At 33.7% G+C, this 22,691-nt stretch carries 12 protein-coding genes; all 12 read right to left on the reverse strand.

Annotated features, from left to right (window positions below):
- Window positions 1-22: 22 nt before the first annotated feature.
- Window positions 23-1,111, reverse strand: coding sequence for a DUF1648 domain-containing protein (locus tag GSH73_RS10460; RefSeq protein WP_014758065.1), 1,089 nt, complete (start codon window positions 1,109-1,111; stop codon window positions 23-25).
- A 12-nt stretch (window positions 1,112-1,123) separates the two neighbouring features.
- Complete coding sequence (locus GSH73_RS10465; protein ID WP_014758064.1) at window positions 1,124-1,504, reverse strand: GntR family transcriptional regulator; 381 nt, start codon at window positions 1,502-1,504, stop codon at window positions 1,124-1,126.
- A 123-nt stretch (window positions 1,505-1,627) separates the two neighbouring features.
- Window positions 1,628-10,228: a glycoside hydrolase family 94 protein gene (locus GSH73_RS10470; protein WP_432416195.1), complete on the reverse strand. Its 8,601-nt coding sequence runs from the start codon at window positions 10,226-10,228 to the stop codon at window positions 1,628-1,630.
- 188 nt (window positions 10,229-10,416) lie between these two features.
- Complete coding sequence (locus tag GSH73_RS10475; RefSeq protein WP_038070048.1) at window positions 10,417-11,778, reverse strand: RsmF rRNA methyltransferase first C-terminal domain-containing protein; 1,362 nt, start codon at window positions 11,776-11,778, stop codon at window positions 10,417-10,419.
- A gap of 99 nt (window positions 11,779-11,877) precedes the next feature.
- Window positions 11,878-13,425: a glycosyl hydrolase gene (locus GSH73_RS10480; RefSeq protein ID WP_014758061.1), complete on the reverse strand. Its 1,548-nt coding sequence runs from the start codon at window positions 13,423-13,425 to the stop codon at window positions 11,878-11,880.
- Window positions 13,426-13,571: 146 nt separating this feature from the next.
- Window positions 13,572-15,032 (reverse strand): ABC transporter substrate-binding protein, encoded by a 1,461-nt coding sequence (locus tag GSH73_RS10485; protein WP_014758060.1) that lies wholly within the window; start codon window positions 15,030-15,032, stop codon window positions 13,572-13,574.
- Between the two features lie 154 nt (window positions 15,033-15,186).
- Window positions 15,187-16,176, reverse strand: a complete 990-nt coding sequence (locus GSH73_RS10490) for a carbohydrate ABC transporter permease (protein WP_014758059.1) — start codon at window positions 16,174-16,176, stop codon at window positions 15,187-15,189.
- A 16-nt stretch (window positions 16,177-16,192) separates the two neighbouring features.
- Window positions 16,193-17,095, reverse strand: coding sequence for a carbohydrate ABC transporter permease (locus tag GSH73_RS10495; protein WP_014758058.1), 903 nt, complete (start codon window positions 17,093-17,095; stop codon window positions 16,193-16,195).
- Window positions 17,095-19,677 (reverse strand): DUF5696 domain-containing protein, encoded by a 2,583-nt coding sequence (locus GSH73_RS10500; RefSeq protein ID WP_014758057.1) that lies wholly within the window; start codon window positions 19,675-19,677, stop codon window positions 17,095-17,097. Before GSH73_RS10500 ends, GSH73_RS10495 begins: the two co-directional genes overlap by 1 nt.
- 11 nt (window positions 19,678-19,688) lie before the next feature.
- Window positions 19,689-20,315, reverse strand: a complete 627-nt coding sequence (locus GSH73_RS10505; protein ID WP_014758056.1) for a Yip1 family protein — start codon at window positions 20,313-20,315, stop codon at window positions 19,689-19,691.
- Window positions 20,305-21,789: an NHL repeat-containing protein gene (locus GSH73_RS10510; RefSeq protein ID WP_014758055.1), complete on the reverse strand. Its 1,485-nt coding sequence runs from the start codon at window positions 21,787-21,789 to the stop codon at window positions 20,305-20,307. Before GSH73_RS10510 ends, GSH73_RS10505 begins: the two co-directional genes overlap by 11 nt.
- Before the next feature lie 11 nt (window positions 21,790-21,800).
- Window positions 21,801-22,571: a carbohydrate ABC transporter permease gene (locus GSH73_RS10515; RefSeq protein ID WP_233432536.1), complete on the reverse strand. Its 771-nt coding sequence runs from the start codon at window positions 22,569-22,571 to the stop codon at window positions 21,801-21,803.
- Window positions 22,572-22,691 lie beyond the last annotated feature (120 nt).

Consider the following 22,691-nt stretch of genomic DNA (forward strand, 5'->3'; position numbering starts at 1 on the left):
TTCATATGGAACAAATTGTAAATCATTTTATTAATGCTATCACTAAAATTATCAATATAACAAATAATATAAATAACCACGCTGTTGGCCTTGCAAAATTGAATGTCCAACCTACGCCAAACCGCTTTTCCACAAACAATGCTGGATCATCTGGATTGTAATAAATAAGACCTCCCTTCCAATATTTATCATCATCTCTGTCAACTGATGTCAACTTATCATTTTCTTTGCCTATTTTTATTCTTTCACCTCCCTGACCCGTCTTTATAGATAAGACTATTACAATAATCAATATGATCAATGACAGTACCAGTGAAGACACAGCCATAATATTTTGCCAACTCTTACCTACTCCGTACATAATAAATGCTGTTACCATCAACATAGTGTTAATTAAGATAGATGTAAACACAACGAAGCCTGACCATATTCTCCTAAACCTTAAGTTCTTTTCCTTCGAAATTTCTGGATCTGAAGGATCTATCTGCTGTTTAGCTAATTCAATCATTTTATATGAAAAAAACATCAAAGCTGTCATAACTGTCTGTACTATGCATACTGAAAATACTGACAAAATTGACTTGTCTGCAAACGAATCGGCTTCACCGCGAAAATTAAAATGCACAGGTATTCTTTGCGGTATCTTTGGATACATATAGATGCCCACAGCTAATGTTAAAATTACTATTGCTGCAGGCAATAAAAACCATAAAGGCGATACAACTATCTTTTCCTTTCTAAAATCTATGTCTACAACTGCTACTTCTTTTTTCCCCTTGCTCCACTCTCTTTTAGATTTCAATGCAGCTATTTCATGGTGGGCTTTCATATACATTGCAAACATTATGATTACTTCAACAAAAATACCGCCAACAGCAAAATTTATATTTCTCATCTTGATGACGACAAGAATCAAAAAGATTAAGCTTACAGTTAAAAAATTTATTATATATACGGTTTTAATCCTCTGAATTTCCTTATCCTTCAAAAAATCTTTAGGAACATGCACTCCAAATACAATAGTTTTTCGAGTAATAAACGGCGTAATGACGCCCATTATGATTAATATGAAATATGGCATCAAAAGATTGATAAAATACAATCCCTTCACTTAAAAGACCTCCTATTCTTTGTTTTTGAATTTATGCAATATATTTTCACATATCTTCAATATTTCATCTTGCATCATTCCTCTGGAATACGCATTTGCTAATATTGGCTGAAGATCTTTCTCCAATTTCTCTATAAAATTATCATCGGCAAAAGCGTTTTTAGTTACGACGTAACCTTTCCTTCTGTGAACATTTAAAAATCCTTCATCTTTCAAAAGATCGTAAGCCTTTTTCACTGTATGAAAGTTTATGCCAAAATCACTTGCCAACTGCCGTATTGATGGCATCTCATCGCCTTCTTTGAGTATGCCTAAAGCTATTCCTTCTATTATTTGATTTTTAATCTGAGTATATATAGGAACATCTGACTCAAATTCTATCTTTAACAGCAATGTCTGCCTTCACCTCCACTGTAATATCTGTTATATATATAATATAACAAGTATTACAAAAAGTCAATCATATTTACCTAATACGAAGAAAAATCAGCAGATAGACTTCATCTGCTGATTTCTTTATGCTTTGACAGATACTTTTGTTCCCATAACCACAAGAACATGATGGATTTGCCCGTCATCTTTTAAGATGATTTTGTTATCACCAATTGTATTCCCATCAATAGAGATTTCACGTACGCCTCTGTTGACTCTTTCGGGATTTTCTACTTCAATTACATATTTCGTGCTATTTTTGTACGTGTACTCTATCTTGTATTTTGCCCAATCTTTTGGAACGCATGGATTGATGATAATCTCATCCCCTTCTTTCCTAAACCCTAAAATATGCTCGATGCCAACTCTGTACATCCATCCTGACGAACCTGTATACCAAGTCCAGCCTCCTCGTCCTGTATTTGGCTCTACAGCATATACATCGGCTGCCATTACATATGGCTCTACTTTGTACTTGGAGTTTTCTATAGGCGTCCTTGTATGGTTTATAGGATTTATCATAGAGTAAAGCCTATAAGCCTTGTCGCCATCGCCAATCATTGCATAGGCCATTATAGCCCATATCGCTGCATGTGTGTACTGCCCTCCATTTTCTCTTACTCCAGGCACATACCCTTTGATATAACCTGGATTCAAATCCCCTTTATCAAATGGCGGTGATAGAAGCTTAATTATGGCATTATCATAGTCAATCAAGTAATTTTCAAGGGCATCAAGTGCTTCTCTCACTCTATCCCATTTGGCTGCTCCCGAAATTGCAGCCCATGATTGTGCTATCGAATCTATCTTGCACTCGTTATTCTGGCTTGACCCAAGTGGGATGCCATTATCAAAATATGCCCTTCTATACCAGCTTCCATCCCATCCGTACTCTTCAATCGATTTTATTATATCACTGGCAACCCTTTCATAATTTTCACTTCTTTCATAGTCATTTTTCTCAATGCATATCTTAGAAAATTTCTTTAGTGTGACATGCATAAACCAACCAAGCCACACGCTTTCACCTTTTCCTTTGTTGCCTACCATATTCATGCCATCATTCCAATCACCTGACCCCATTAGCGGTATTCCATGTTGTCCAAATTTCAGTGAATGTTCTATGGCTCTTATACAGTGTTCATAAACTGTGGCAGTTTCGTCTGATACTTCGGGTTTGCCATACCTTTCATCTTCGTCGTCTTTTAATGGTTCTTCATTTAAAAACGGAATTTGTATATCTAGTATTTTTGTATCACCCGTTACAGTAACATAATCCGCTACAGCGTACGGCAACCATAAAAGGTCATCTGAGTATTTCGTACGTATTCCTTTGTCAGTCACGGGATGCCACCAGTGAAGTACGTCTCCTTCTTTAAACTGATGTGCGCAGGCGTTTAATATTTGAGCTCTCGTAAGCTCTGGCGCAACGTACACCACATTCATCGTATCTTGTAGTTGGTCTCTAAATCCGTATGCACCACCTGACTGATAAAATGCGGATCTGGCCCATATTCTGCATGATATAGTCTGATACAATAGCCAACCATTCAAAAGCAAATCTAAAGATTTGTCAGGTGTCATTACATTTATTGTTCCGACGAAGTTATTCCAGAATGTATCGACGTAACTTAGTGCTTCCTTCACATTATTAATATTTTTGTAATAACTTACAATGCGTCTGACATCATCTACAGACACGCCAGTTCCCAGTAAAAATGCCAGCTCTTTTTCCTCATTTTCTTCTAATTCGACAATGACTTGAATTGTAGCACATGGGCTTAAACTAATTCCTACATTATTCGATAGCGATTCCATTTTTAATGCTTCAGGTCGTTTAGTGTCAAAATCCAGTCCCAGAAATTCCGACAAGTTCCCAGTGTACGATTGAACTCTGACAGATGAGCTTACAAATGAAATCCTGTCCTTAAAATCTTCGTTGTACACATTTTTTATTAAGAGCCCATCGATTTCTTCATTCATCTCTGTAACCACATAAGGGGATGTTATGCTTTCTGAAACGCCTAATACAGGTTTTATAAAGTAATACAAACTTAACCTTCTTTTCTCGCCACTTATGTTTTTTAATTTTACAAGCGATATCTTAACGGTATCGTTCATAGGCACAAACTCTAACATTTCATGGTTAATCCCTGAACATCCATGTTTAAACAAAGAATATCCAAATCCATGCTCAACTATATATTGCCCTTTGTCTCTTAATGGCTTTGGTGTTATTGTCCAATATTCACCTGTTAAATCATCTCTTAAGTACAGAATTTCCCCACCTTCGTCCAGAACAGGGTCGTTTGACCATGGCGTAATTTTATATTCTCTGCTGTTCTCTGCCCATGTAAAACCACTTCCTGATTCTGAAACTTGAAATCCAAATTTATAGTTAGATACAACATTTATCCAAGGCATAGGGGTCACCTTGTCGTCATCTAAATTTATAACGTATTTATGTCCATCTAAAGAAAATCCACCATATCCATTGCTGTAATGCAATTGCAGATTCTCTCTAAGTGGAACCGGATATGCTTTTTTCATATTGTTTTTATCTATATGTGGCAATTTGGCTTTTTTATTGTTCTCCACCTCATCATATTCAAGTTGCTTTTCAATAGGCATATCAGCAGTAAGAGATAATTTTGCAACTGTATTTAACAAGATGTAATCTTCTTCCTTTAAATTACCTCTGTTAACTAAAAATACTCCGCCGAACTGCCCCATTATGTTGTATGCAAAACTTCCATTTATTACGTCTTTGATTTTGTCCCCTAATGCATCAATATATCCACCTTTGTCATTATTTAAAATCACTAAATCTACATATAATCCTTTCATCCTCCAATACTCATGCGCCTTAAGAAGCTGCTTTAATACGGGCAATTCCTCTTTTTTGCATATTTCTAAAAGGACTATCGGTATATCTCCGGATATTCCGTATGCCCACAGCCCAGATTGTCCTTTTTGGTTTTTCAATATTGTATCTTTTTTTACCATCCTTACCGGACTTGAAAACAATATATGCGGAAGCATCTTTTGGAAAAGCCCTAACTCGTCTGATTTAAGGTTCAAGTAATCTAATTCAACTTTGCCTCTGGATACTGACATTTCAAATGCTCTTTCCGTTGCACCGGCATTTTTGTACTTGTTTGCCAATTTCACAGCTTCTGCCTTTGACTCTGCTACAGCCGTGATGTATACAACTTTCGCAGCCTGATTTGGGTCTAACTTAATCCTTTTTCGCAATGACATGATAGGATCCAGAACAGAACCATCTGAATTTGACAATGGTCTATCTGTCTCTAAAGCGGCAGGATTCCTCAATGTCCGTCCTCTGCCAATGAATTTAGCCCTGTCTGTCTCAAATTGGGTGTCGCCTACTATCTCACCGCCATCGACGTATACAGCATGAGCAACCCATAAATACGGCTTCTTTAAATCTCTAGGCCTTCTATTAGCAATTATCATATCGCTGTCAAATAAAATCTCCGTTTTAATAAATAGTTTGTTAAAAGCAGGATGTGCAATATCTGCATTAATGTCACTTAAGACCGGCTCAAAATAGCTTGTAACTTCTAACACCCTATGATGCTCACTGTGATTTTTTAATGTCACGCGCCTTATCTCAACATCATCTTCAGGTGATACAATGACCTCCGTTTCTGTATCTATGTTCCCAACTTTCTTAATAAATTTAGCCATATCCTGCTTAAACACAACCCTATATTTTTCATCTTTTGTAAAAAACGGAGCATAAGTTGTAGACCAAGTGGTATTAGAGTTTACATTTTGGATAAATATAAATGTCCCATGAATTTCATCTAAGATGTTTTTCCACCTGGTTATGTTTATTCCTTCTTTTTTGCTGTAGCCTGTCCCTCTATCTGTCAAAACAACAGAATAATCTCCGTTTGATAAAATATGCACCTGAGGAAGGATACCATCTATCTTTTCTATAACCCTTACAGCCTTAACTTCTTCTTTCTTCTGCTCATCAAATTCCTTTTGAGCTTCTACTTCTTCCTTAAGAAGCATTGGACCGTTCGGTACTTTCTCCTGCAACAATATTTCAACAGATTTTATATATGGATCTGAATGAAATCTTTCTTGCATCACATTCTTATTCATAAAATTGTTTAGAGCAAGCATGCTCATGCCTAAATGGTGAGACATAAAGCTTTTGACTATAGCATATTTTTTCCCGTAAGGAATTCTCTCTGGAGTAAAGTCAACAGCCTCATAAAGCCCATACTTACCTTCCACGCCAAGCTCTTTCAACCTTTTAATATTTTCAACAACAGATTTCGGATCTATCCTAAGAGCCAGAATCGTACCATAAGGCGCTATGACAACATCCCGGGACAATCCTCTCTTAAGTCCAAGCCAAGGAACACCAAAGGCTTTGTACTGATAATTAAGTTTAATATCAAATGAGTAAAAACCTGACTCAGATATTCCCCATGGAATATCGTATTTCTTTGCATACTTTTTTTGCATCATTACAACAAACTTGTATGTTTGGTCCAAAATAGTATTTTTGAAATTTTTCATTACCAAAAGCGGCATAAAATATTCAAACATTGTACCGGACCACGAAATTAACCCTCTGTGGGCATTTTCCCCTGTCACCATCCTTCCCATTCTAAACCAATGCTTTGCATCAACTTCCTTCTTTGCTATGGCTATAAAACTAGCTTGTCTTGCTTCAGAAGCAAATAAATCGTAATATGATTTGGTCAATTTTTCATCTTCAATATTGTAACCTATTGAAAAAAGCTGTCTTTTCTCATCAAATAACGGTCTAAACTCTGTTTTCTCTATGAGACTATTTAATCTATTTATCAAATTCTCTACTTTTCCTATCAAATGCTTGACATTTTCATAAGGCTTTATAAACTTTTCTCTATTAGATGACGGCATTTCTAAGATTTTTTCATACATTGCCTTCAAATTATCTAGCGTAATATCTTTGTTTGATTTAAATATTTGTTCATATTCGTCGTAATCATAAATTGGCACAAGCTCATCCAATTCTTTTATAAACGAATCAATGGTTTCAACAATTTTCATATACCATCCATCATCATCATTAAATTTGATATTGCTTAAACTATCTCTAAGTTGGTCCAAGCTTCTATGCCAGTCTTTAATGGTGTAATCTCCTTCAATCATCTCATATTTTATCTTTTTACTTTTTAATTCATCATTTACGATCTCAATTAAATCTGACAAACCTGATGACAATTTTTCAATCAATGGCATATCCGGCACTTTTTTAAGCCCTTCTTTAAGTGCTATCATGTATCCAACAAGATTTCCGCTATCCACCGTAGAGATATAGTACGGCTTTAATGGCTCTAAATCGTCTGTCTTGTACCAGTTGTAAAGATGACCGTGCCACTTCTCCATTTTTTCAATAGTGCTAACCGTATTTCCGATTCTATCAACCATTTCTGTAGTAGTGATATACCCAAAGTCTCTCGCTGATATTGTCGAAGCCAAGTATAAGCCTATGTTAGTAGGCGAAGTCCTTCTGGCAATACCTGCATACGGATCTATCTGAAAATTATCAGGAGGCAGATAATTATCATTTTCTGTCACAAAATCCTCAAAATACCTCCAAATTTTTCTGGACAGTTTCCTTAACTCTTTAACATCATTTTCTTCCATAACAAATTCATGCTCAACGATAGGACTGCTTATTCGATAAGCAATGTACGGTGATGCAAACCATATTAGAGAAATTAAAATGGAGTAAGGCAACATATCCAGTTTAAAGTACAGACTCATCAAAATTAAAATGGCACCAACAGGAATAGATACCCACATTCTTTTTAAGAAACTGGTAAAATCATTTTTAAGCTGCCTTTCCATGTCAGCTGCAGTAACCCATTCTAATAGATTTTTCCTTGATACATAAACTCTATAAACAGTCCTAACTACTGCATCTACCATTAAATAGCCTTGATAAGGCAAAAACGCAAACTGCAATAAACTTGCGTAAAATGTGGTTTTTAAGCTGTTTGCAAACGAACTGCTGCGGCTATTCATTTCTTTCGCTTTGCCCAGCATTGCATCAATTGCCGCCGCTATAAATGGTTCAAATAAGGCTAAAATCACCACCCCGTACATGATGATGCTTTTAGAAGGCATAAGGTTGCTTGCAAGTAGCAAAACCAAAGCAAATGGAGCAACAAGGCTCCTCCTTAAATTATCTATTATCTTCCACTTGGAGATGGTTGAAAGAGGATTTTCAACATAGTTGCCTTGTCTCGTCTTAATTTTTCTTGAAAGATACGGCAAAAGCTGCCAATCACCTCTAACCCACCTGTGCATCCTCATCATATATGAATTGTACTTTGACGGAAAACCGTCGATAAGCAGTATGTCCGTCACAAGTCCTGTCCTGACGAAAGAACCTTCTAAAAGGTCATGGCTTAAGACAGAATTATCAGGTATTAAATCTTTAAGTATAGTTCTAAATACTTCTACATCGTAAATACCTTTTCCAGTAAAAATACCTTCCCCAAATAGATCTTGGTAAACATCAGATACAGCAGTTGTGTATGGGTCAATGCCACCATTGCCTGCAAAAACAGAAGAAAATACGGTGGATGACGAAGACAAAATATCCACTCCTATTCTCGGTTGCAAAAGCCCATATCCTTCAACTACCACATTTTTCTCACCATCGACAACTGCTTTGTTTAATGGATGCATCATTGTTCCGATAAGCCGTTTTGCAGTATCCATTATCAAATTCGTGTCTGCATCAAGTGTTATAACGTATTTGATTGTTGGCAGGTCCTCAATATTGGCACTTTTTATGTAGAAGCTGGTATCTTTTGAACCCATTAATAGTTCATTAAGCTCTACTATAGCACCTCTTTTTCTCTCCCAGCCCATATAAGCATTTTGTGTCTGACAATACACGCGTTTTCTGTGAAAGTAGAAAAATATGTCTTTTCCTCCACCATATTTTTCATTAAGTTCTCTTATACCACGAAGAGCAGTATTCACTATTTCTTCGTCATCTTCCAATTTTTCTTTGTTTGTATCTTTAAAATCTCCTACAATAGCAAAATAAAGATTGTCCTCTTTATTTGAAATATATGTTACTTCTAATTGCGCTAAAAGTTCCTTAACTCTTTTTACACTTGTCAAAAGTACAGGAACTATAACCATTGTAGCAGCTTCTTTAGGTATACCATTTTTTAACTCAATTTTTGGTATTACCGTAGGCTTCTTTACATGTATTATAGTCCAATTTACTGCCTGAACAACAAACTCACTTATAGGAATTATCGAAATAGCTGCCAAGATAAATGCGTATACAATCATCAAGCCATTTAGTATTAGCAAAGCCCATAAAGCAGCGGACGCAAAAAACGTCAAGGCCACAATAGATGTTATATAAAAGATTGCCATGTGTCTTTTTACAACACGACTTACTTTTACAGAATTTTTCTTATGCCCTATCTTGCTTTCCAGTATGCTTCTGCCTTTGCCTATTATATAAAATCCTACATGATTTATGTATTCCGGTTTATTATTATCATTTAAAACTTCCCTTGCACACTCCAAGGCCTTTCTTGCAACAAACGTCTCCGATGTTTTATACCTTTTGGCTATTTCCTCAATTTGATGTCTGTAATAATCTCTAGATTCAAAATCCATCATTTCATACGTACCATCAGGATCCTGCCGCAAAATCTGTTCTACATTGCTAAGCTTCTCAAAAACTTGCGACCAATCTAACGTTGAGACATATTTAAGGCTTGTTATTGCGTTACCAATTGAAACTTGTCTCGCAGCTAATATCTGATGATCTAGTTCAACAATATCTGCAATATTAGTATCGTATTCTTGGAGGATTCTATCAATGTACTGCACAATTACTGTTGTGTCATCGCCTTCCATCCTTATCCTTTGAAGCAACCTTTCAAAAAAAGACGTAGGAATCTTCCCAACAGTCAAAACTTTGTCATGTATTAATTTTTTAATATCATCAAATGTCATATTTTTGTTTGAAAATATTATATTTGCGACCTCATCTGCTTTGCTCCACTGCTTCTGCGTTATAGTTATTTTTTCAGAACTCCTTTTTATATTTTCTATTAAAGCAATTCTTATCATTAACCCAAGCGCCCATAATTCCCCACTTGACAGAAGTGACTTCGATTGATATGCATTGATGAAATCTATAATTGTGTCTTCATCAATTCTGCCATCCGTATGTGATACTAACTCCATGGCAATAGCATATACTCTCGGATAGCCTTTCAATATGCTATTTTTAAGTCCAGGAAGCCCCGAATAATAACCTTTTGATAGGCTCTTCCTGATTTCTTTAACTTGTTCTTCGATTATGTAAAAATTGTCTAAAAGCCATTCTGCATCTTGCGATATCGACTGCGTCCTTTCTGCCATGTTGATATTTTTGTAAACTGATTTTATGTAACTATAGCTTTTATTCATGCGAGGTATAAGCATGTAATTTAGCTTAGTGTCTTTTATTATATAGTGGTTTTGTGCTAATTCTTGGGCGTGTTTTTTGAGCTCATCGTGGTTTAATAAAATATCATGTAAATTAGCTTCTTCATAATAATTATTTTTACTTTTTAATTTATCATAAATCATAAGCAGGAAAAGCGTAAACAATGCTCCAATTAGCATGTGTAAAAAAGTAGTCAACTCCAAGAAAAACACATCTCCTTTATCCCAAAATACTTACAAAATTATTATTCCCAATTTCGCATTATTTTTTCTCATCAAAAATAAAAAACTCAAAATCACAGACAATCATATTCACAAAAAAAGATGATGCAAAGTTATATGCATCACCTTATACCAAAATAATTTTTTTATTTTCTTAAAGATTTGGGATAAAAATTCTTTATCACTCCTTTTACAGCTTTTCCCCAGCCTATCGAATAACCATCTATCGTTAAAAGTACCCATCCATCGTCAATTTCAACATTTAATGTTTCGCCATGAATGTACGACTCTATTTCTTTACCTTTTAAATCGTAAAACATCTTCACATCGTCCTTTTTTAAAGACATGGCCAGCCAATGGGACGGCTCAAATCTTTCTTTTTTTAATTGTCCCAAGTCAAATCCTGGCTTAAAGACCCTCAAACCTGACAAATTTATTTCGTATGGAACATGGTATACATGCTGACCTATTTGCTGCAAGTTTAGCTCATATAAATATAGATTAAGGTGTTTTCTCCCAAAATCATAAAAAAGATCTTTTGCTGCAGTTTTTTTTATGTTTAGCTTCTTATTTACTTTATCGCATTCGTTAAAACTTCCTTTCTTCCTCAATTTAGCTATAAAATGTCCTTCTCCCTTTAATAAATGTGGCCAAAGCCTGGCACATTTTCTTAAATCGCTACATCCATTGACCCATTCAGGATGACCATTATCAAATCCTTCATAATTATAAATTTCTATTAATTCAAAATTATTGTGATTTTTTAAAAAATGATCTATTACACCTTCATTCTCTTCAGGAGAAAAAGTGCATGTTGAATATACCATTATTCCACCTGGCTTCAGCATGTTTGCTGCACTATTTAATATCTTTTTCTGTCTAAGTGAGCAGCTTAATACATTTTCCAAAGACCATTCGTCTATAGCTGCTTCGTCTTTTCTAAACATGCCTTCACCTGAACACGGAGCATCAACAAGTATTTTATCAAAAAAATCAACAAAGTTTTTTTCCAATCTTTCAGGCGATTCATTTAAAATTACGGTATTTCTAATGCCCATTCTCTCGATATTTTCTGCAAGAACTTTTACCCTTTTGGAATTTATCTCATTTGATACTAATAAACCTTCCCCATTGAGCTTTGAAGCTATGTGTGTAGATTTGCCTCCCGGTGCAGCACTTAAATCTAAGACGAAATCTCCAGGTACAGGGTCTAACACTTCTACTACAGCCATAGCGCTTGGCTCTTGAATATAATACATACCAGCGTGATGGTAATAGTGCTTCCCTGGTTTATCATCGCTAGAATAGTAAAAACCAGAATCACACCATGGCACTTGAGATAAATTAAATGGAGATATTTCTACAAACTCTTCAACCGAAATCTTTAGAGTATTGACCCTAAGTGCTTTATATGGCTCGTTTTCATATTCATTCATAAACTTCTCAAAATCATCTTTTAACAGAAATCTCATCTTGTTTACAAAGTCTTCTTTAATTTTCATAACTATTTCATCACCATAAAATTTTTTTCTTTTATATTATACCTTTGAGAAAATCATAAATCCAGAACTTAAAAGAGGCAGTTCATAAAAACCGCCTCTGCATGCTCATTTATTGTCGACATATATTTTTAAATTTGGCAATTCATCTAATGTTATAACTTTATCGTTATTGTACACTTTTTGAAACATATATTTTTCTGTGTATTTTTCTGATAATGTATTTGTATTATTTAAAGTAACGAATTCCCCTGACCATGTACCAAAATATGACCATTTAGCATCATCTCTAAAAGTTAAATCAGGATCAAATAGACACCCGTTTTCAGACATGGCTATTATTTTCTTAGACTTAGTCCATTCCAATATTTCATTAAACTTAGCAGACTGGGAATTATAGACTCTTTCTCCTGGGTAAATATCTATACCTATAATGTCTACATACTGATCACCTGGATACCATTTAGGGTCTTGACCATTCCACACCCATATCAAATTATGTATACCATAAACGATTGTAAGACGATCAAAAAGAAGTCTATATAGCTTAATATAAGCATCCGGCCCACATGCACCCCACCAAAACCAACCTCCGCTGGCCTCATGAAGTGGCCGCCACAATACTGGAATATCAGCATCCTGCAATCTTTTCAATTGCTTAGCTATTACATCTATGTCTTGTAACAATAATTCATATCCTTTTTTATCTCTTCCATCCATTATGGCTTCCAAATTTATATTTGTTCCTTCTGTATAAAATCCTTTCCACCAAGGTTCACTTTCAGTATTGTATAAATAAGGCTCTGGCGCGTTCCAATGCCAGCAAAATGTTACTATTCCGCCTAATTTATTAAATTCTATTGCATAGTCAACAGATTTTCCAACTGTACCGTTAGCTACTCTCGATGGTGTATAGTCTATAAAGTCTAATCCTAGTATTGCTGGCATCTTTCCTGTTGCCTGCATAATAGCTTGAAATTCTGGGCTATTTATTCCTTTGTCTGCATATTGTCCTGATATAATCTTTTTGCCATACATATCTACTAAGTACTGCATCAGTTTTCTACTACTTTCAGTAGCTTTAGGATCTACCAGTTTATTTGATACTTTATAAATACCTTCATCAAATTTTTTAGATTTAGTTATTTTCAAAGCATCCAGTCTAATCCACCCCCAGTTTTTTGTCATTTTTATAACATGCTTACTTGCCCTTAAAAATATTCTTTTTAGCACAGAATCCTGAAATTCAGTACCAGTAACCTTTGATACTCCAATCAAATCGCCATCTAAATACACATTATTCTCTTTATAACCATCATAACTTGCACTAATAAAATCTATATCATAAAAATCGTCCTTCGGTATACGAACATTAAAACTAATTGCATCACCATCATTTTTTAAGCCATCTAGATAGCCACTGCCTGAATATCCTTTTATACTATTTTCTTTTTTTACATTGCCCGTAACAGCTGCATTATCTTCAGCCTCTAAATATAATTTAAAGGCTCCTACATTTTCTGTACTTTCAGTGTTTTTCTCTACAACTGCACTTTTTTTGTTTTCAATATACTTTCCACTTGATGTCACTGAATTAAATTTGCACCCACTTATAAGAATGATAATGCACATCAGAAGAATACAAAACTTTTTCACATCTATTCTCCTAATTTTGAATTTTTGTGCTAAATTCAATATAATATCTAACATACACAAAAATAATGGTTATAGTGCCACAATATTAGATTATTAATTAGCACTATAACCTTACAATATAATTTTTTGTTTTAATCTATATTTAATTATTGCTGACTGCCACTCCAGAATTTATCCAATGCACCTTGCAAAACTGGTTTTGCAGCTTCCACTGCTTGTGCAACAGTACTTTTCTTATCTACTATAATTGGCTGCCAAATCGTTGCACCAAAATCAAATCCTGAACTTGACAATGATGACCATATGTCAAGCTTTTGGTTTTGATCACAATCTAAAGCTAATTTCACATCATCTTCGTTTTGGAAGCAGCTTTCAAACCATGTAGGATCATCTCTTAGACTTGTATCTCCATTGTACCAATCCAAGAAATCCTCAAATATTTGATATACCTTATCTGCGTCTTTTACCCCAACAGGTATCATATACCAGTTTCCTTGTACAGGACTGTATAATTTTCCATCACCACTGGGTCCAACTGGGTATGGAACTATTTTGTAATCAAATGGCAATCCAGAGCCACCATTAGAAGATGCTTTATCTGCTTCTTGTTTTAATAGCCATGCTTGAGCAGTCCAGAACATAACTTTTCCTGATGACCATGCCAACAAATTGTCATTCCAGTCTTGTGTATTCCAAGGTCTAGCAGAATGATCTACATTGTATAATTTATTTATAAAATCTAGTGTCTCCATCGTAGGCTTTGAACTTAATCCCTCAGTTTTAGTAGCAGCTATTGAGCCACCATTATTCATCATCAATCCATTAACTAAATCAGTAAAGACTCCACCGAATCCATATACATCTGCTACTCCATCGCCACTAGTATCTCTTGTTCCTTTCTTGCAATACTCCTCGAATTTATCCCATGTCCATTGGCCATTCTTATACAGTTCTTGCGGGTCTTCCAATCCTAATTCTTTTATCATAGTAGCATTGTACCCTAAGAATATTCCACTCGTCTGCAATCCCTGTTCTTGAAATAAATAAGTTCCTCCATTTACTTTCAAAGGTCTGACTATTTTATTGTCATTAAATAAGTCACTATTTTTAGGTGCAATTTTGCTTAAATCCTGAGCTAATCCATGGGCTACTGCAGGAATGCCAAATTGCAAATCCGTTAAGTAAATATCGCACTCAGGGGTTCCAGCAGGTATTGATGTATTTATGCTTTTTATAATACCATCCCAAGTTAAATTTTCAAATTTGATCTTTACATTGTATTTTTTCTCTATTCTCCTTACATTGTCTAACCTCATCTGTGCAGTCTTTGCATTGCTAAGATTTGGATCATCATTTATGCTAGTATTGTCACTGTCATAATAATAGTCCCACCATAAGCCGACTTTTATAGTCTTACCGCCAAAATCAAATGCTGGATAGCGAACATCTCTTTCGTCTTGTTTTGCTTCAGTTTTTGTAGCCGAATTGTTATCCGTTGTCGTTGATGTCGTCTTATCACTTGTCTTAGTACTGTTGCTGTTAGAACACCCTGCAAGTGAGAAAATTAAGACTAATGCTAAAAATACCGCGATGAGCTTCTTACTCATTTTTAAAACCTCCTCTTATTTGATTAATCAGCATAACATATATTTTTGTTATGCCTATATTTTCATAGGATTTCTTTACTTACCATTAGCCTAACTTATAGTTTGTACAGTAAGTAAAGAATCCTTGAAAACCAAGTTAAATTAGATTTATAGACTATCCTACAATGCCGCTTCTCTCTATACCTTCTACCAAATACTTCTGCAACAATAAATATATTACTAATATTGGTAAAATTATTAGAATTGTACCTGCATACACAGCCAGCTGTGATACCATGGGATCCCTTATTTTATCAATAAATTCCAATGTTGCTTGAATTGTAGATAATCTAAGTGTCAATATATGATCTGTTGGCATAGTAAATAATTGCGAATAAAATGTATCATTGTACTGCCATACCATAGAAAATACAGCTACTGTAATCACTGCTGGCATAGCATTTACTAACATTATCCTAAAAAACGTATACCATGGACCAGCTCCATCTATAAACGCCGCTTCTTCAAGTTCTTTTGGCAATCCTCTGAAAAATTGTCTGAATATATAAATAAATAGTCCAGATCTCAATCCCGTTCCAAATATCGTCATTAAGTACATTGGCGTTTCAGATGAAAGTAGGTTAATAGGTTTCATACCTAATAATCTAAATACACCTAAAAGATCCCAATTTCTAAAATGCTGATACAGAGGTAACATGATCGTATGTGTCGGCAAAACTATAGTAATTATCACACAACTGAATAGAAGATTTTTTAAAGGAAAATCAAATCGTGCAAAACCATATCCTACCATCGATGTAATTAATATCTGTATCAATGTAATAGTTATGATATATATTAACGTATGCCCTAACGTACTAAAATAATCTAATCTCAATAAAGCCAAATGGTAGTTATTTAAAGTAGGTTTTATAGGTATCATAAAAACTGCAGGATTATATACATCCTCTGATGAAAAGAACGAATTACTGAATATATTTATTAGTGGTCCTAATATTATGTAAGATAGACCTAACAATATTGAAAATTTAAACAACGTAAAAAGCCAACCTTTTAGCTTACCATAATACTTTGACAATGTATTAGAATCTATAGTGATTTTATCAAAATTTTTTACATATGCCTTTATAACGCTGATTGGCAAATCAGTTTCCTCCTTTCTAATTGTAGTAGAATGTTCTTCTGCTTATAAATAAAGTTATTAACCCTAATATTAAAAGTATTGCAACTGTACTTAATATGCTCATTGCTGCACTTAGTCCATAGTTATAATTTGTAAAGGCTTCATTGAATGCCAGTTCAACTACATTGCTATTGACAAATGAGTCAACTACTGTGTAAACAACATTTGCTAATATTAAAGGAGTAACTATAGGAAGCGTTATTTTCCAGAAAATTTCATAACTTGTAGCACCTTCTATTTTTGCAGATTCATATAATGAATTAGGTATTGACTGTAAAGCTGCAATAAATATTATTATCTGTACACTTGAAGCCCTAACAATATCGAAAATCCTAGACACCAAACTTGTAACATAGTCAACTAAAACAGAGGGTAATCCTAATTCCTGAAAAATGCCTAAAAAATAGTTGACATTTACTCCAATAGATGGGGTTAATTCTTTCATCATTGCGCTTGCACCACCCATAATATGCTGTGTTGCTAATTGTAAGCTAGATTGAACTGCTCCCGCTGTCAACAAAATAGGGAGGAAAAATATTGCTCTAACAAAAGCTCTACCTTTAAATTTTTGATTTAACAAGATAGCAATAAACAAACTAAAAAATATGATGAATGGTATATCAATCAAAATATCAATGATTGAATTGACCAAAACCTGATTAAAATTTGGATCTACTAACAAAGTATTTTTGAAATTACTAATGCCTATAAATGATGTAGTATATCCACCAGTCTTGCCTATTATTACTTTACTTAGAGAAAACTGAATCGTTAAAAACAAGCTCCCTACATAATAAATCAAAAAGCCTATTAACCATGGCAAGATAAATGTTAAACCAATGATAGCATTTCTTTGTTTAAGCGTTAACCTCTTGTTCATTATTTAGCCCCCTCTAATACATAACTCTTGCCTGCTACATTTATACCATCTATACTTATGTCCTCATCGTTATGATTTACATATATCGTATAACCATTCTCATATGATATTTTATTTATACCTGGTTCAACAGATTGATAATCAACTATTGCACTATTCGCAACACATTTAAGAACATCATTCACCTTTTTGTAAATATCAATGGCATCTTTAATCCATATGTTATACTGCGTAGAATAAAAGTAATTCAAACTTGAATATTTCATTTCGCTGGAATCCTTATACGATAAAGTAAACCGCGGAGATAATCCGTATTCAATTAAATGAAGTATTGTTTCTTGCTTATCAAAACCACCATTGAGATTTATCGGCGTATCAGTATAATTTACGTATCCATGCACAACCATCTCATAAAATGGAATTTCTGCATCCACTATATAAAACTTATTGTCTACAGAAGGAACATTTTCTAAATCAGTAGCATATGCTAGAGAATACATATTTCCACCTTGAATCATTATGTCTTTTTTAATTTGCGATAAATCTTTTATTTGATTAATTACAATTTCTTCTGCTTCTTGACGATCAATCACATCCGTTCTTCGTTTATCGGATGACAATGTATCTCCTAAATCCCTTAATGATATTCCAGATATATCTATACTTTTAATTGCATTATCAAATTGAGAAACATGTCTAATCAAAAACTTAGGAGATAGAATATAGTAGTTATTTTCATAGTATCCAAGTCCCCCTGTTTCTCTCATTGTAGCAGGGTTGGGTAAACCAAATGATACAACGTACCCAGAATAATATCTTGATGCCTCCATTTTCCAATTAAAATTTTTTGCTTCATATGAAATCTTCTGAAATGATACATCTCCAAACAGAGTTTGTCCTGATGCTTTTAATTTGCTATTTAATTCTTCTAAACCTTTCCTACCTCCAAGTGATTTCACTACATTTATCTTCGTCGCAACATCATGATAATAACCACCATTAAACCAACCCAAATAATTTACTTTTATGTTAGATACTCCATTTTTAATAAAGTCATCAATCATAACGCCGGCTTCCTTAAATGTTGTCATAGGAAATACTTCCATATGAGGTATACCAAGTATATTTTTTTGTATTTTAACTCCTCCAACAATATCCAAATAAAATGGTATTGATTTATTATCTTGTTTTTCATTCAAAACTTTTCTATTTATTAATTCATTTCTGTAATAATTAGCCATACCCGAATAATCTGCATCATCATCATTTAAAAAAGCATATGAAACATTAATATCAAGATTGTACATATTTTTTTCAACTGATGGCAAATCAGCAGATGCACCCGTAGCTCCAAACATTGAAACTTTTTCGGTGCCTCTTAATGTGAAAGAAGGATATACATAATTATAACTATTGATATTACCCGAAACACCCGCTACAATAGTGGCTAATGCATCTCCATTTGTTATTTCTGCAAAAACTGCACTTCTGTCATGTTTAATTCCAAATACAGGCAATCTTACTTTTTGAATCTTTTCTACAGCATCATACGTTTTAGTTGCATCATCTTCTCCATAAACGTCTTGTCTATAATCTTCAACCTTTTTGCCATTGTTGAAGTAAATCAATGATCCTGAACCATTAGGAACAAATATATAACCTTTTTCATTCATGTTTCCCGCATCAAAATAGTTTAATAAATCTATTTTTGCAATCTTTCCGCTACCAGTCTCAACAATTTTCCCAGTTGGAATAGAAACGATTAGTTTATCACCATCAAGTCTGTATTCTAAAGGTATATTAAACGTAGTACGTTCTTCCATCTTTGCGCCGGCTTTGATTGCAGCTTTATTATCTGCATCAAAATCTTCTCTTGTATAACCAGCTTTTTCAAATAAAGAATTCATCTTTTGCATTCCAATTTTATTATTTAATGCACCAGTTGTAAGCTCTAAAAAATCATCTAAGTTCTTTGACTTAATATAGTTATATCTAATTATGTCTGCATCATTTTCATTTAGCTTACTTAAGACCTTGTTTAATCGCTCTTCAGTAATATATTTAGGTACAATTCCAGTAGGGCTCTCTAAGTTGCCTAATAAATATATATATCTTATACCATTTTTTATAGACTCAACTTTATACTGTCCTTTTATAACACTTGAATCGTAATTGTACATTGTACTTTCAGTCATATTTGAATCATAATAGGTCACAGTAAACTGCGAATTGAGAGCCACCTTATTTACATTGTTTGCAATTTTATCATTTTCTCTATCCACCGGATTAGAATAGATTATTTGCCCTGATCTTTTATCGTATATAGCAATTTCTGTCGTCTTTGTTTTTGTATATAATTTCAAAATATCATTTTCAGCAGCCAAAACCATACCATCTATTTCAGGTTTGTTGTCTTTTAATGGTGTAAAACTGCTGCCTTTCTCATAATTATATTTTGATAATACACTTTTATATGCTTCGAATGCATAATAATGAAAATATACATATGATATATACGAAACGATACATCCAACAATAATTATAAAAACAATTGGCAATTGATATCTTTTTATAGTTTTCATATTCCGCACTCCTATACTCTTAGAATCATTTCTATGTACAAGCTTTGTATAAATAGCCAAACTTGTTGTATCAAAAAGAGAAGCAGTAATATCAAAAAGAGAATAAGTAACAATGCAATAAATGTAAATACAATCGTAATTAACGTTTTGCCAAATGTATAATTATGAATAGTCATAATCCCTATAATCATTAAAATAACCGTAAATAACGTAGCAGCATTGATTAAGAGATAATAATAACTACCTTCTCCTTGTGCAATAAACCATGATATAACTAATGCAGGTGTATACGTCAATATCATTGGCAGTAAAGAATATCCTATAACAACTAGTATATCTTTAAATCTGCCTTCACCCTCTGTCAGACTTGTTATAGACCAATTTGATATGGCAAACAAGAATACTGCCAAAAAAACGGCAATAATTTCTGTCCTGCTATCAACTGACCGAGGATCTACAAAATTCACTACAAAACCTGCATAATTTCTTCTAAGTGAAAATGACAAACCAAATAGAAAAACTAATATTAACGCAATGGCAACACTACCTTTATTTCTGTTGCGTACTTCATAAAATCCATCAAATGGATGTATCATTACATAAAATGGATATAGCAATTTTTCTCTATCAATACTCATACACTGAACCACCATCTTTTTTTATCTTTTTTCTTTTAAGCAATCTCTTTATAACATATATTGCAATTAAAACAATAATAACAGTTAAAATATATCCAAGATTTTTCTTTAAAATGTCATCTCTATATCTCCTATAAGCAATAGAGTAATATGTTCTATCCATGCCTAATTTAAAATATTTCATGGCTTCTTTGTTTTCTCCAGAAGCAAGATATGATTTTCCAACACCAACATAAGCCAATTCAAAATTTGAATCAAGTTTTATAACTCTTTTCCACAATTCCACTGCTGATGCTTCATCGCCATTGTACCTTTCTGAGACTGCTTTATTTATAAGACTCCCGTATTCTGTTGGAACAAATATAGTTATATTCCCTCTGCCCATATCCAAAACAAGTATTTCGTCGCCTATCGTGTCAATGGCAATCGGGTTTTTAAAAGTACCTTCTTGGCTCCCAAGTCCACCAAATATATACAGGAGATCTCCTTCATCATCGTATGTAAATATTCTTCCTCTTCTTCTATCCAAAATTGAATATATTCCATTATCTCTATATGTTACATCAATAATTTGGGATGCCCCAGAGTAGTTCCCGCTAAGTCTCCAAAATAGATCACCACTTAGTGTCCCTGTTTGCTTTGAATTATTATTGTTCATCTTTATAATATCTTGCCCTTTAGGATTCAACTTCCTAACAGATTGTTTACCATTTGCATCTATATTTGTAGCATATAAGAAACCATCTGATGTTATATCAATTCCTGTAAATTCGGTTGGAATAAATTGTATTTGACTTTTCCTTTGTGCTTTTGTTGATAACTTTCTCCATATTTTTTCATACGGGCTTATATTTACATATATTGTGCCTACAAATCCAGTAAAATTTCCTTCATTATCAAAAGACATTATTCCTTCAAATAAATTTTTAGCAATTACATATACTCTGCCTGCATAATCAACAGCAACCTTAAGTGGCGAAAACTGAAAATTTTTGCCTAAATCTTTCGATTCAGGATTTTTAATTATTTTATACAATGTACCATCACTATTAAGTGCTACAACTCGGTTACTGCCAGTATCAGCGATGTAAATTTTACCGTCGTTTGTCACATATATACCTGATGGAGACTTAAAAGATTCTTCAACTCCATTATTAACGAAGCCCTTTATTTCCGATACTTTTTTATCATTCAAATCGTATACAACTATTCGATTATTCCCTGTATCAGCTATGTATAACTTCTTATTGTCATCCACAAATATATCTTGTGGATTTTTAAAATCTCCACATCCAATACCAACACCACTTAAAACATTTTGCGGAATATAAGCAGGTGGGGTGTAATAAATATTTCCCCAATAATCGTAATTATAAGTGTAATATGGGACATTCATATATGATAAAGCATAAACTGAATCTGATAATATTAACATTATAATCGCTATAAATGCTAAAACTCTTTTATATACCATTTTTTTCACCCTTATTCTTTCATACCTGATGTCGTCATTGTCTCTATAATGCTGCTATTAAAAATTAGGAAAAATATTATTGGTACAGCTGCAATAATCAAAGTAACAACTGCCGCAGCTCCTTGTCTTGCAGGCCCGCTATTGACAATTTGAAATAATGCATATTGGAGTGGTTTCAATTGCTCATCCCTTAAAAACTGGCTTCCTGTATTGCCCCACATCGTTTGAAACTGCAATATTGCAAGAGTTAACCATGCTGGTTTTACATTAGGCATTACAATTGACCAAAAAATCCTAAATTCACTTGCTCCATCAAGTCTAGCTGACTCCAAAAGCGAATCTGGTATTTGTTCCATAAATTGCTTCATTAAGTACAATCCTAATCCATAAGCAAATGCCGGCAAAATAACAGCTAAATAAGTATTATTAATTCCTAATTTTGATATAATCAAATAGTTAGGCACTTGTGTTACCTGCCATGTAAACATGAGTGACAGTACAACCATGCTAAATAAAAGATTTTTCCCAGGAAAATCATGTTTTGCTAATGGATAAGCTGCTAATGATGCTACAATTACATGACCCAAAGTTCCACCACCTGCTATAATAATCGTATTTAATATATATCTACTAAATGGTACCCACGAGTTTGACATAAGCACAAACAAGTCCGAAAAATTATTAGTTGTAATATGTCTTGGAAACAAAGTCGGTGGATATCTAAATAATTCATCCAAAGGTTTAAATGCATTACTTACTACATACACCAATGGAATTGCCATAAATATTCCCGCTATGCCCATAAATATAAATAAAATAACATTGCCTGCCATCGACCGGTTTATTTTTTTATGCCTTTTTATATGAAAGTGAAATTTTAAACTCACTTTATCATTTATCAT

Source organism: Thermoanaerobacterium aotearoense (assembly GCF_009905255.1).
Classification (GTDB): domain Bacteria; phylum Bacillota; class Thermoanaerobacteria; order Thermoanaerobacterales; family Thermoanaerobacteraceae; genus Thermoanaerobacterium; species Thermoanaerobacterium aotearoense.